General features: G+C 58.7%; 11 protein-coding genes and 1 tRNA gene. 4 read left to right on the forward strand and 8 right to left on the reverse strand.

From position 1 onward, the window contains the following. Positions 1–87: 87 nt before the first annotated feature. Entirely contained in the window at positions 88–879 is a 792-nt protein-coding gene (locus tag PVU19_RS10720) for a hypothetical protein (protein WP_050662564.1), read from the reverse strand. Beyond that, positions 873–1,709, reverse strand: a complete 837-nt coding sequence (locus tag PVU19_RS10725) for a sulfite exporter TauE/SafE family protein (protein WP_050662565.1) — start codon at positions 1,707–1,709, stop codon at positions 873–875. Before PVU19_RS10725 ends, PVU19_RS10720 begins: the two co-directional genes overlap by 7 nt. 140 nt (positions 1,710–1,849) lie before the next feature. Here PVU19_RS10725 and truA point away from each other — a divergent pair, with 140 nt between their 5' ends. The 3 genes from truA (at position 1,850) to PVU19_RS10740 (ending at position 5,680) form a co-directional block, all read left to right on the forward strand. Beyond that, the gene (gene truA / locus PVU19_RS10730) at positions 1,850–2,623 is read left to right on the forward strand and encodes a tRNA pseudouridine(38-40) synthase TruA (RefSeq protein WP_050662566.1); all 774 of its coding nucleotides are present in this window, start codon (positions 1,850–1,852) and stop codon (positions 2,621–2,623) included. A 42-nt stretch (positions 2,624–2,665) separates the two neighbouring features. Continuing rightward, positions 2,666–2,742, forward strand: a tRNA-Arg gene (locus PVU19_RS10735). 304 nt (positions 2,743–3,046) lie between these two features. Then, the gene (locus PVU19_RS10740) at positions 3,047–5,680 is read left to right on the forward strand and encodes an AAA family ATPase (RefSeq protein ID WP_050662567.1); all 2,634 of its coding nucleotides are present in this window, start codon (positions 3,047–3,049) and stop codon (positions 5,678–5,680) included. A 261-nt stretch (positions 5,681–5,941) separates the two neighbouring features. Here PVU19_RS10740 and PVU19_RS10745 read toward each other — a convergent pair whose 3' ends face one another. The 4 genes from PVU19_RS10745 to PVU19_RS10760 form a co-directional block, all read right to left on the reverse strand. After that, on the reverse strand, positions 5,942–6,577 hold the full coding sequence (locus tag PVU19_RS10745) for a hypothetical protein (RefSeq protein ID WP_050662568.1): 636 nt from the start codon (positions 6,575–6,577) through the stop codon (positions 5,942–5,944). Between the two features lie 280 nt (positions 6,578–6,857). Next, entirely contained in the window at positions 6,858–7,625 is a 768-nt protein-coding gene (gene istB, locus PVU19_RS10750; protein WP_274789755.1) for an IS21-like element helper ATPase IstB, read from the reverse strand. 17 nt (positions 7,626–7,642) lie between these two features. Then, the gene (gene istA / locus PVU19_RS10755; protein ID WP_274789756.1) at positions 7,643–9,178 is read right to left on the reverse strand and encodes an IS21 family transposase; all 1,536 of its coding nucleotides are present in this window, start codon (positions 9,176–9,178) and stop codon (positions 7,643–7,645) included. Positions 9,179–9,799: 621 nt separating this feature from the next. Beyond that, complete coding sequence (locus tag PVU19_RS10760; protein WP_274789757.1) at positions 9,800–10,279, reverse strand: hypothetical protein; 480 nt, start codon at positions 10,277–10,279, stop codon at positions 9,800–9,802. Between the two features lie 216 nt (positions 10,280–10,495). Between PVU19_RS10760 and PVU19_RS10765 the strand changes: the two genes are divergently transcribed. Then, a protein-coding gene (locus tag PVU19_RS10765; RefSeq protein ID WP_274789758.1) for an IS3 family transposase occupies positions 10,496–11,622 on the forward strand; the annotation gives its coding sequence in 2 pieces (ribosomal slippage) (positions 10,496–10,760 and positions 10,760–11,622; 1,128 coding nt in all). Between the two features lie 680 nt (positions 11,623–12,302). Here the strand turns inward: PVU19_RS10765 and PVU19_RS10770 are convergent. Both PVU19_RS10770 and PVU19_RS10775 read right to left on the reverse strand, forming a co-directional pair. Beyond that, positions 12,303–12,551 carry a hypothetical protein gene (locus PVU19_RS10770; protein WP_050664410.1) on the reverse strand — a complete coding sequence of 83 codons (249 nt, stop codon included), beginning with the start codon at positions 12,549–12,551 and terminating at the stop codon, positions 12,303–12,305. Continuing rightward, positions 12,548–12,724, reverse strand: coding sequence for a hypothetical protein (locus PVU19_RS10775; protein WP_050664411.1), 177 nt, complete (start codon positions 12,722–12,724; stop codon positions 12,548–12,550). Before PVU19_RS10775 ends, PVU19_RS10770 begins: the two co-directional genes overlap by 4 nt. Position 12,725: the final 1 nt, after the last annotated feature.

A 12,725-nucleotide genomic window follows, 5' to 3' on the forward strand; every position in this document is an offset into this window, starting at 1 on the left:
GGCCTGACGCGTACTTCTGATTGAAGCACCCTGCGCGATACGCGGTCGAAGACCGCCGCTCAACGCCAAACCATCCTCCACCACACCTCAAGGCAGCCGCAACCACGCATCATCGGACCAGTCCTCGAATTGCGGGCGGAAATAGGCCACCATCCGACCCTCCTCAGGGGCTTCGGCCCCCGGCTCCCACGGGGCCACGCCGTGCAAGGCGAGGCGGTGCACCAGATAGGCCCCACCCGGGGGCGCATGGAGCGGCACGCGGCGACAGGTCTCGAACGCCTCGCGACGGGCCGCCTGGTAAATCTCGGTCAGGTCAACCTCCCCCCAATGCTGCGGCGCCACCCCGCCAAGCGCCGCCTCAAAGGCGCGGCGCATGAGGTGATGACTGCCCTCCCAGACGACCAGCGGGCTGGCCCCAGGCCCCGCCTCGCTCAGTGGCAGCCCGAGGATATAGGCATGGCGTTCACGCAGCATGCGGCGACGCGTCTCGCCCACCGCCAAGAGCCCATCGACATGCGCCGCATCGCGTCTCTGCCGGTAGCGGAACGCCGCCTCGCCCTCGCCCGCGCGGGGCCGGGGATAACCCGGATAGACAACCGAGACCTGCCCCCGGTGCAGCGGCAGCCCGCCATAGAGCGTGGAGGCCGCCTCAAACGCCACACCGGTCAGCGGCTCGCCTGCGTCCAGTCGGCCCTCGGGATCATTGGGCAGCGTATCCACCCCCACGAACCACGTCCCCTCGCATTGCAGCCACTCTGCGCGTTCCTGCGGGTCGGCGATGCGCGCAAGGGCCACGAGATGTGCATGCGCCGCCCAGTCCCGCACCGCAGGCTCCGGCGCGAAACAGGCCCAGCCCTTGTCGCGCAGCGCCTCTACCATCCCAGGGACTTGCGCAGCATGTTGAGCGCCACCAGCGTGAGAAAGACCGCAAACACCCGCTTGAGCGGCTTGGGGTCCATCGCATGCGCCAGCCGCACGCCCCAGGGTGCTGTGACCAGCGTCATCGCGATGACCACCGCAAAAGCCACCAGATTGACCGCCCCGATGGTGAACGGCGGGCGGTTCTCGGCGGCGATCTCGAGAAACAGGAATCCCGCCACCGAAGGGGCCGCGATGGTCACGCCGAACCCCGCCGCCGTGGCGACTGCGCGGTGAATCGGCACGCCGTAAAGGCTCATCAGCGGCACACCGAAACTGCCGCCACCAATCCCCATCAGCACCGACAGGAACCCCAGCACGGGCGAGAGCGCGGCACGGGTACCCCCCACCGGCATCGCCTCGGCAAGCCGCCAATGCGACCGACCAAAGCCCAGGTAAAGCCCGATCATCACGCCGATCCCGCCAAACAGCCCCTGCAACGTGGTCGAGCGCAGGCTCGCCGCCACCAGCACGCCCAGCACCGCCCCCACCGCAATCCCCGGCGCCCAGCCCCGCAGGATCGCCCAATCAACCGCGCCCTTCTTGTTGTGGCTCAGCACCGAGCGCACCGAAGTGACGATAATCGTCGCCAAAGAGGTGGCAAGGCAGATCTGCATCAGCTGCGGCCCGTCATAGCCAAGCGTCTGGAACGCATAGAAAAACGACGGCACCAGCACGATACCACCACCCACGCCCAACAACCCCGCCAGAACCCCGGCGAAAGCGCCGATCACCAGCAGCATCGCCAGCATTTGCAGCAGAAGGGTCGTGTCGGGAAAGGGGATGGCCATGCGCGCGCTCCGGGATCTGTTCGCGGGCAGGCTTACACCGCGCCGGGACCGAGGAAAAGGCGCGCGGTGAAATGGGCTTGCCCCCTGTCCCCGATCCGCGACAAAAGGGCCGGACCACACTGCAACCAGGCGATATGTCCATGCCCCGCTATGCCCTTCAGGTCGAATATCACGGCGCGCCCTTTGTCGGTTGGCAGCGGCAGACCGATCAGCCTTCGGTGCAGGGCGCGATCGAGGCGGCGCTGGCACGGCTGGAACCGGGGCCACATACCATCGCCGCCGCCGGGCGCACCGATGCAGGCGTGCATGCGCTGGCGCAGGTCGCCCATTGCGATATGGCCCGGGACTGGTCGCCGTTTCGCCTGTCCGAGGCGCTGAACTATCACCTCAAGCCCGCGCCGGTCGCGATCACTGCCTGCGCGCGCGTGGCCGACGACTGGCACGCGCGGTTCTCGGCCACCGGGCGGCGCTATCTCTTTCGGGTCAGCACCCGGCGCGCGCCGCTCACGATCGAGGCGGGCCGGGTCTGGCACGTGCGGCGTGATCTGGATCTCGACGCGATGCGCGCGGGCGCGGCGCATCTCGTGGGCCATCACGATTTCACCACCTTCCGCTCCACCATCTGCCAGGCGGCGAGCCCGGTGAAGACCCTCGACCGTCTGGAGATCGAAGAGATCGCCACGCCCACCGGGCGCGAGGTGCATTTCCGCCTCGCCGCGCGGTCCTTCCTGCACAATCAGGTGCGCAGCTTCATCGGCACGCTGGAACGCGTCGGCGCAGGCGCATGGCACCCCGATCAGGTGCGCGCAGCCCTCGCCGCGCGCGACCGCGCCGCCTGCGGCCCGGTCGCCCCGCCACACGGGCTCTACCTTGCGGGCGTGGTGTATCCCGAGGACCCGTTCGCACAAGATTAGGCTTTGATCTTGAACCGCACCCGCGCTAAGAGCCGCATCAGCGGTCCCGTAGCTCAACTGGATAGAGCAGCTGACTTCTAATCAGCAGGTTCGGGGTTCGAGTCCTCGCGGGATCGCCATTTTTATGATATATAACAATGACTTATAAAAACTCTCTGCTGCACAGCTTCGCCACATCAAGTTGCCGGAAGCAATACGGAAGCACCAAATCAAAGGAAAACGCTGTTGCAGATATGAAGCACTAGGCGAGGCCGTTGGATGATTTTCTAGCGTATTGGGCGGGAAGCGGTCTTTCGCTTCAAGCGCGCGGCGACTTCGGAACAATGGTAAAAAGCGGCTATTCGCGCTTGATCGCCTAGCGAGATTCGGGCGAAACTGTTGATACGCGGAAGAATTTTCGCATCGAGATACTTAGGGACAGCCATGCCAGCTGGCACGAACAGCATCAAAACCGAAGCCGATGCACTCAGGGAAATAGTATCTTGGTCGAAAGATCGAGCTGTCTGGCATCGGGATGCGTTGCGGCGGTTGGTGGCCACTGGCGAGCTGACTGCGGCGGATATCGGCGAACTGACCGCACTCTGCAAAGACAGCACTAAATCAAACGAGCCCCTTGAGGCCAAGCATATCGGAGCGCAACGCGCCGGAGCGCCCACTGTTGCGCTTCGCAACATTCGCGACGTTCAGAACGTCAATGCGCTGGCCGAGGGGCAAACCCTCAACTTCATCCCGAAGGGTGTCACCATTGTTTACGGTGACAACGGTGCCGGGAAATCCGGCTATGTTCGCATTCTGAAACAGGCCTGCCGTGCGCGTGTCGCGCGCGGCAAAGACGAACCGATCCTGAACAACATCTATGAAACACAGCCTGGCCCGCAAATTGCTGAGATCGAATATCACGCGGGCGCTCAATCGCAGAAGACGCAATGGAAGAATGGCGAGAAGGCGGATGACCTGCTCTCCGAGGTGAGTGTCTTCGACTCTCGCACGGCCAATGTTCATGTCGAAGAAACGAATGATTTGGCCTACACACCGTATCCGATGAAACTCCTTGAGCGACTTGTGAATGCTTGCAAGGCCGTCAAGGACAACCTCGACGCTGAGATTTCAACGCTCAAGTCCCAGACAGCGGAGAGCATCAAGTCTCCGAATTGTTCGCCCGACACCTTGGTTGGCAAGCTCATCATTGCGCTCGGAAAAGATACCAAGCCCGAAACGGTTCGCGACCTCGCCACCTTCAGCACTGATGAAAACAAGCGTCTAGCCGAGCTGGCTGCCGACTTTGCGCAGGACCCTAAAGCAACTGCAAGACGGCTTCGCGCTGAAAAGGCACGACTGGAGAACATACTCGCTGACGTCAATTCACTGCACAACGCAATTGCTGCTTCAAGCGCCGCCGAACTTGCCCGTCTCGCAGCTGATCTCAAAACCAAAGAGTCTGCGGCACAGCTTGCCTCCCAGAAACTTTTCAAAGAAGAGCCGCTGGACGGGGTAGGTTCGGAGGTCTGGCTCAGCCTCTGGGAAGCTGCACGCGCCTATTCAACCGACATTGCTTACACCGACAAGGCCTATCCGGCGACCAACCAAGACTCGCGCTGCGTTCTATGTCAGCAGGAACTTGATACTGACGCCGCTGCCCGCTTACGCAGGTTCGAGGACTTCGTTCAAGATCGCACCCAGCAAGATGCCGCTTCTGCCCGTGAAGCGCTTTCGGCCAAACGCGATACAATACGCGGCGCAAGGATTCCGCATTCTGGAGTTAGAAAGGTACTTTCATTCATCGCCGATGAACTCGGTAATCAAACCCTGTCCGAAGCGACAAGGCAGTATCTAATCGCCGCAAGATTACGGCTGCGGGCACTCCTGCGGGAGAACAGTGAAGTGCCGAACCGACAGCCGCCTTTAATCGCTCAAAGCCTAGAAGACGCCATAGCCGGTCTCGAAACGCGAGCTGCAGCGCTACTCTCTGACGACAACAGTGATGAGCGCAAAGCGTTGAAAGCCGAGCTGGCCGAGTTACAGGACCGGCAATGGCTATCAGGGATCAAAGACGACGTGATTGCGGAGATCGGACGGCGCAAGAGCATCGCCTCTATCGAGAAGGCTCTTAAGGACACGCGCCCCAACACAATAACGTCCAAGAACACGACGCTCTCTGAGGCTCTGATTACCGAAAGGCTGCGCGGCACCTTCGCGCGCGAGATCGGTCACCTTAACCTCTCCGGCCTCGCTATCGAACTGACGCAGGCCGGGTCGCAAGCCGGTGTCTCGCGTTTCAAAGTTAGCCTCATGCAAAGCACCTCACGTAATGCGGGCGACATCCTTAGTGAGGGCGAGTATCGGTGTGTCGCACTTGCCGGTTTCATGGCGGAATTGGCGACCAATAACAGCGACTCGGGCATCATTTTCGATGATCCGGTGTCTTCTCTCGACCACATGCACCGCGAGGCGATTGCCAAGCGACTGGCCGAAGAGGGACGCAAGCGTCAGGTCATCGTTTTCACACATGATCTTCCGTTCTTGTTTCTTCTGCGAAACGCTTGCGCGCAGGTCGATGATCCTGCCTTGAAGACCAACATCGCCCTGCGCCATATCCAGAAGAAGCAGAGCGTCCCCGGCCATTGCCGTAACGAGGCTCCTGACAAGGCTCAAGATGCTACGACCAGACTTGCCCAGATGCGCAAGCATCTCACCAACATTCGCAATCTTTACGACCGCGATCCTGACAGCACGGACTGGCTCATTAACGCTAGAGGCTTGATAGACAGTCTTCGGCAGACTTGGGAATCCGCCGTAGAAGACGCGATCTCTCCAGTGCTCCGTACCTTTGCCAGTAAGGTGAATACCAAAGGCTTCGCCAAACTTTCAGCGATCACCGAGACAGATGCCAAAACAATGCGCAAGCATTACGGGCAATGTTCCGAGCTGCTTCATAAGGCTTCCGATGCCCTCAACCCAAAGGCACCTACACCAGAGGCTATCGAGGGCGAATTGGATGCTCTAGAGAAATGGCTGAGGGAAGTTAGCGAGCGGCAGAGCAATGTAAAAAATTCATAAACCCATTCTGTTGCATACCATTGAGAGACCAGTTGAGTGGGAAGCAACGAGCGACTCAAGGTCATCCTGCATAGCTTGGCAAAGTCTGCTCCGGTGACTTGGGTGGTGCCTGCGTGATTTGCGTCCAATTGCAGCTTTGGCCAGATTAGGAGGCCTACCAAGACGCATCTATCAGTTCTGCTCGCCCAACAGGAAAATCTCGGCGTATAGCTATTGATAGCTACGGGAGACGATGGTCAGAGCGCATAATGTGACGATCCATCATTCAGAGAAATCATTAGGCTTAGTATGCTTGCGTGGGCTTGCGCCCATTGGGTAGTGCACAAAATCTTCTTTGTTGACTCTGTCCAAGGTAACTATCGGGTACAGAGTTCTCTCGTATTCTAGCAATGGCCTCCCAAAGAGAGTCACATCGGCCTTTCCGTTTTGACGGACCGCGTATGGTAGAAAGTTGCGGTGCCGATAAACCTTAACAATTTGCGGATTTCCACCGATAGTGGAGCCTATGGCTTGCCTAGAGATTATTTCGTTAAGCGTCTCTAGGGGTTGGTAATTCAACTCGGTTTTCTGAAGGGCGATCTTTTTTCCTAGGCCTTCAAAGAAGTCATGGTAGCAGTCACCGGCGAACCCAACCGTCGACTGGACTTGCCCGCTCTTGATCCCACCAAGATCGAAGCGCTTGTATAAGTTCGATTCTTCGTCATATCGAATCGACTTTCCGTACATTTCACCAGTCGCAAAGTCATAGCCAGCAAGCAAGAATTCTGTTTGATGAAACTGTGCGAGTTTGCGATCGTCCACCAATCCATGAAGTTGATTAACGATCGCTAAAAAGTCCTTTGCGGCGACCGAAATGGGAGCTGCGCCAGTTGAGAACCTAGGATAGTTCTTGACCATGCATTGAAACTGAAAAATGCATGGGTGCGTATTCCACGACATGTGGCCACCTGTTCCACGCGCATGTGGCCAGTCATTCCATGACATGTGGCCACACCCGTGAGGTGATCTGCGAGGCAGTTTCTTCATGACGTGATTTTCACGTCTGGGTCAATGCCGACGGTTGGGCTGGGTTTGTCCATGGGGGGACCCGCGCGCCCGGCGCAGCGCTTATCATATAGCTGGCGGCGACGGGCGCGTGGGTGGGCCCTGTGGGCAAAGCCTGAGCGGGACATGGTTGTCATTGTGTGGCCTCGTCGGTTTCGACCACGGGGTCGGGCGGCGGGTTTTTTCGCATCGAGGGGCCATCGAGTTCGATCCGGTGAGCGTGATGCACAAGCCTGTCGAGGATCGCATCCGCGAAGGTCGGATCGCCGATGATGTCATACCACTTTTCCACCGGAAGTTGACTGGTGACGACCGTTGCCTTGCGGCCATGACGATCATCCACGATCTCCATCATGTCGCGCCGCTGACCGGCGGTCATCTGTTCCGGGCCCCAATCATCGAGGATCAGGACATCGGCGCGCACGATCTTGCGGAAGATCCGCTCGAAGCTGCCATCGCCGCGCGCGGCAGCCAATTCGCCGAACAGGCGCGGCATGCGGAAGTAGAGGGTGGTCTTGCCCTGCCGACAGGCTTCATGACCAAGGGCGCAGGCCAACCAGGACTTCCCGACCCCGCATGGCCCGGTGATCAGGATGCTGCGGTGTCTGGTGATCCAGGCACCATCCTGGAGGCTTCGGAACAGCGCGCGGTCCAGCTGGCGCGCGGTGCGATAGTCGACGTCTTCCATGCAGGCGCCGCTCTCGCGCAGTTTCGCGGCCCGCAGACGCGTCTGAAAGCGCCGGCTGTCACGCGTTGCGCTTTCGCGGTCGAGCATCAGGCCGATCCATTCGACCGGATCCATTTGCCGGCTGCCCTCGCGTGCCAGAAGGTCTGCGAAGACCTCGGCCATGCCGTCAAGTTTGAGCGCGCGCAGCGCCTCGTGGGTGGGATGTGTGAGCATTCGGTGTCTCCTTTGGCTCAGTGGAAATATTTCGCACCACGCAGATTGGCGTGGGCGATCGTGGGCGCGTCTGGCGCGACCTCGATGGGCTGGTCCTCCAGGCGGTTCTGCAGGATGGAGGTGACGGATTTGAGCGAGCAGGCGTTGAGCGCCAGCGCGCGTGCGCAGGCCGTGTCCAGTCTTTCCGGACCAGAGCCGCGCTTCAGCTTGAGAATGCCGACACAGGCGCGGATGCCCTGTTCCGGTCTTGGCTTGTTGCGCAGGATGACCTCGACGAGCGTGACCACGTTCGGACCGACCTTTTGGGCCTCGGCCTGAACTGTCGAAGCGGTCATACCGGCATAATGGCGGTGCTTGGCGGGCATGTGCGCCGTTACCGTCGTCTCGCGCCCATCCTCGGGACCCGCGCGTATGTGGCTGGCAACACGTTTGCCGCCCTGAAACGCCTCGATGGTGCTGGCCGTGATCCGCACCCAAAGAGCCGCCCGCGCAAGGTCGTAGGGGACCGAGTAGTAATGGTCATCGATGCGGATGTGGTAATCGGCTCCGACGGTGACATTCTTCCAATCGGCATGGGCATGGCGTGTCGGGGGCAGCGGGATCAGGGCGGGTTTGTCCAGCCGTTCAAAAAGCTCCAGGCGCGACGCACCAAGGTGACGGCTGACACGGGCATTCAGGCGCACGAGTTCTTCGCGGATGGCCGCGTTCAACTCCTCCAGCGAGAAAAAGACCCGATTGCGCAACCGCGCAACGATCCAGCGCTGAACCAGAAGCACCCCGCCTTCCGCTTTCGATTTATCCTGTGGTTTGTAAGGACGGGCCGGGAGGATGGCCGTATGATAATGGCGCGCAAGATCGGTGTAGCTGCGATTGACACCCGGCTCATGGAAACATGCCCGGACCACGGCAGATTTGAGATTGTCCGACACGATCAAGGCCGGCGCGCCGCCGAAGAACTCGAACGCGCGGACATGCGCGCCGATCCAGTCCGGCAATGTCTGGCTCCGGCTGGCCTCGGCATAAGTGTAATTCGACGCGCCCAACACCGCGACAAACAGCTCGACGGGGTGGCGCGCGCCCGTGGCGGGATCCGTCACTTCCATGCGCACGCCGGAATAATCGACGAACAGCTTCTCGCCCGCGACATGGCGCTGGCGCATCGAGGGGGACAGCCGCTTTGCCCACGCGCGGTAATGCTGGCACCAGGCGGAATATCCATAGCCGTCATCAGGGTGACGCGCGCGATATTCCTCCCAAAGCAGGCGCAGGGTCACACCGGAGCGCTTCAACTCACGATTGACCTCTGCCCAGTCCGGTTCCACGAACAGAGGGTCCTCCGCGCCGGCCACCTGTCGAAAAAGCTGTCGCTCGAGAGCGACCTCATCGATATCCTGAACATCCGGCCACGACAGCCCCGCCGCAGAGGCGCGCTGAAGATAATTCCGCGTCGACGTCCGCCCCAGCCTCAGACTTTCCGAAATCCTGCGCGTCGAATACCCCGACGCGCGCAGTCGTAGAACATCCTTGATCTTGCGCATTGGCAACCTTTCCATCTCGCCCTCCTGCTTCCTCAATGGGCCGCAGAATAGGCAGGGTCAGATCGCCCCGCAGGTCTATCTCAAAGGGGTGGCCACATGCCGTGGAACCGGTGGCCACATGCTCGTGGAATCCGTGGCCACATGTTCATGGATTCGATGGCCACATACCCGTGGAATACGCACATGGGAAGGCAAAATCAGCATGCCCGGCAAACGAGATGCAGAAATTTGGCCCCTCAATGGGGAAAATCTTCTGAGCACAATCCCAGCGATAGCCTGCAGAAAGCCGACTGTCCGAAACAAAGACTATTTCGTCAACCCCAGCAAAATTGCGACGCCAGACAGTAGAGATCGTCATAGTCGTTTATCCCAAGCAATCTTTCCAGCACGCGACCGCTGTCCATGACAGCTCAATCAAACTACTCAATTGTTTTTGAATGACCAGTGGCGATTGGCCACCGATAAGGCCGCAACTCGCCAAATCTCGACGACCATAGAGTACACAAACTTTGGATCAATTCTGTTCACGCAATGTAGCAATCTTGGTGGTCCGGATGCGGTGGTGGCGACGGAGGTCCGATATGTGGAGGCTGCGCCGCGGCGACTGTTCAAGAACTTAATGTCTCCTTTGGGCCGCTAGTGGCGAAGACTCTGTGGCCTTTCCAAGCGAAAAGAAAGTCTTTCAATATCTATAGCGGTACGCTGCGCCTCTTTTATGAACCGCTCAAGTCCGTCCTGATCTAAGCAATCTAAGTTTTGCTCCAACTTTTGCATCAAGTTTGCACCCTCACGCTCAACCTGAGCGTTTCTTTCGAGTTCGTCAGGTTTGTTTCTGAAACTATACATTGGAGCATGGTGCTGGTTGATATGTTCCTGCCACGCTGCGCTAACTGACTGATAATTGGATTGAAGCGATACGAAGCTGCGCTCCGCGGCAGCCGTACTATCCACCGCTTTCATTTTGAGGCTGGTGATATTTGCTGCTTTGGTCGCCTTTACCGAAGCCGTAGCTGCTTTCCACGCGAGGACAGCGACGATAAGGCCAGCAACACCCACGATTTTCAACGTCAAGTCCAAGATTGGGTTGGCAACTAACGTACCAAGCGTCTCGAGCATATCTGAACCCATATTTTAGCTAACCCCGTTGGTTTGAAATGGTTGTTTAAGGTTGAGTTCACAAGGTTAAGCCACATTTTTCGCGTGTGGTGAAAACGTTTGTCTGCAGAATAACCAAATTAACTTGATCATAATTGTGCGGCGGGCAAATGGAGTGCCCCCACTGAAGTGGTCCACCAACTGGGATAGTATTATCCCATTTCAGGAGGAGCAGAGATGGCTGGAAAGAGAGACAAACCCGAAGAGATCGTGCTGAAGCTGCGGCAGGTTGAAGTGTTGCAGGGGCAAGGCAGCTCGATTGCCGATGCCGTGCGCCAGATTGGCGTGACGCAGCAGACCTATTATCGATGGCGCAAAGAATATGGTGGCATGAGCCGGGATCAGCTCAAACGTTTGAAGCAGTTGGAGACCGAGAATACCCGGCTCAGGCGTGCGGTTTCAGATCTGACGCTGGATAAGATGATCCTGGCCGAGGCTGCACGGGGAAACTTTTAAGCCCTTCCCGTCGCCGTCAGTGCATTGATCATGTGCAGCAGACCCTTGGCGTATCTGAGCGCCGGGCCTGCCGTACACTCGGACAGTATCGTTCGACACAACGCAAGGTTCCTTGCGGTTTGCCGGACGAAGAACGGCTGACTGAGGACATCATTGAGTTGACGCGAGAGTTTGGGCGCTATGGATATCGCATGATTACCGGGATGCTGAACAACAGCGGCTGGCATGTAAATCACAAGCGCGTCGAACGCATTTGGCGGCAGGAAGGGCTGAAAGTCCCGCAAAAACAACCAAAGAAGGGGCGGCTCTGGCTGAACGATGGCTCATGCATCCGGCTCCGACCTGAGCGCCCAAACCATGTCTGGTCCTACGACTTCGTCCAGGATCGGACCCACGACGGACGGGTATATCGCACGCTCAATATCATCGATGAGTTCACGAAGGAGGCCCTGGTGATCCGCGTCAAACGCAAACTCAATTCCGTCGATGTGGTCGACGCCTTGACCGACCTGTTCATCCTGCGCGGTCCGCCGGAATACATAAGATCCGACAATGGCGCGGAATTTATCGCCAAAAAGGTACGCGCTTGGATCGGCGCGGTGGGCGCCAAGACGGCCTTTATTGCGCCAGGATCTCCGTGGGAGAACGGCTACTGCGAAAGCTTCAATGCCAGGTTCCGGGATGAGCTTCTGAACGGTGAGGTCTTCTACTCGCTACGCGAGGCCCAGATTCTGATCGAGAAGTGGCGCCGCCACTACAACACAGTCAGACCGCACAGCGCTCTGGGATACCGCCCACCAGCGCCCGAAAGCATCGTTCCGATAGACCAAAGGCCGACCATGCACTAACATTTAAAACGGACCACTCAGTGGGGGCAGACCAACCGGTGGCGCTCGTGAAAGTTGCCAGATCGGCATACGTCGTGACAGACGAGGCGTGCGCCGCCGGAGCGAGAGCACAGAGGGTGAAGCAAAGTGCGCGGGCACCGGGACTGCTAAAACTATTCCTCATAAACTTCATCATGTTATTCCTACCTAGGCTTCCAATCTACATTCCTCCTAACACTTACACGATGAAAGTCGTCGTGCATACAGGTGATACATATTTTTGTCGCATTTCAGACATATTCAAGCGCCTTTTCTCAAGCCTTGCGGGACGCTCACCAAACTATCCAGCCAAGGAGGCGAAACTGTTGACGGATCAGGGACAATCGCCGAGTTTTTTTGCCTGCGACTCCATGCAACACCGCGGCCGGTAACTTTGAGCAAGACAAGCTCATGGATATTCTAGAACGGACGCGCTGACTTCTTAGAAATCATCTGAAGCCAAAGGCTCGCTTAGGCGGGCCTTTTCTTTTCACTTCTTGATCTTTGGGTGCGCACGCATATCGTCCCAACGTGCATGCTCATGGTGTGCTCAATTTAGAGCACCTGATAAAGTTATGTAATATCCGTTATTTATGAGTAGTGGTTCGACTGGTGAAATTGCAAAGTGCGCACTCATATGCCCCATTGGCATCTGCAGATCATCAGGGTCGCGCCGCGCCGGGGCGCGCATCGGCGCGGTCCATCAGCTCCCGGATATGGCGGGCGAAATACCAGGTTGCGGGGGCACCTATCACGCAGCCGAGGCCGATCGACCAAGCGGTCGAGGCCACGGGCCCGCCGATCCAGCTGAAGATCAGCGAGGCGAAGAACACGTTGACCGCCGCCGCCCCTGCGCCAAAGGGATAGAGGGCGAGCGCGATCTGTTGGGTGGACCAGCCTTGGCGTGTCATCGGCGAGAGACCAGTCGCTGCACGGCGATCATGGATGCGATGAGCGCAAGGCAGGCCAGCGCATACCACAATTCCGCCGTGGCAGATTGAGCCTGTGGGATTGGCCGGTCAAAGCCCTTGGCAAAGGCCGGTGCCGCGATAAGGGTCGCGATCAAAACTGTCAAACTGCGCATG

The sequence above is a fragment of the Roseovarius tolerans genome, assembly GCF_028885395.1.
Classification (GTDB): Bacteria; Pseudomonadota; Alphaproteobacteria; order Rhodobacterales; family Rhodobacteraceae; genus Roseovarius; species Roseovarius tolerans.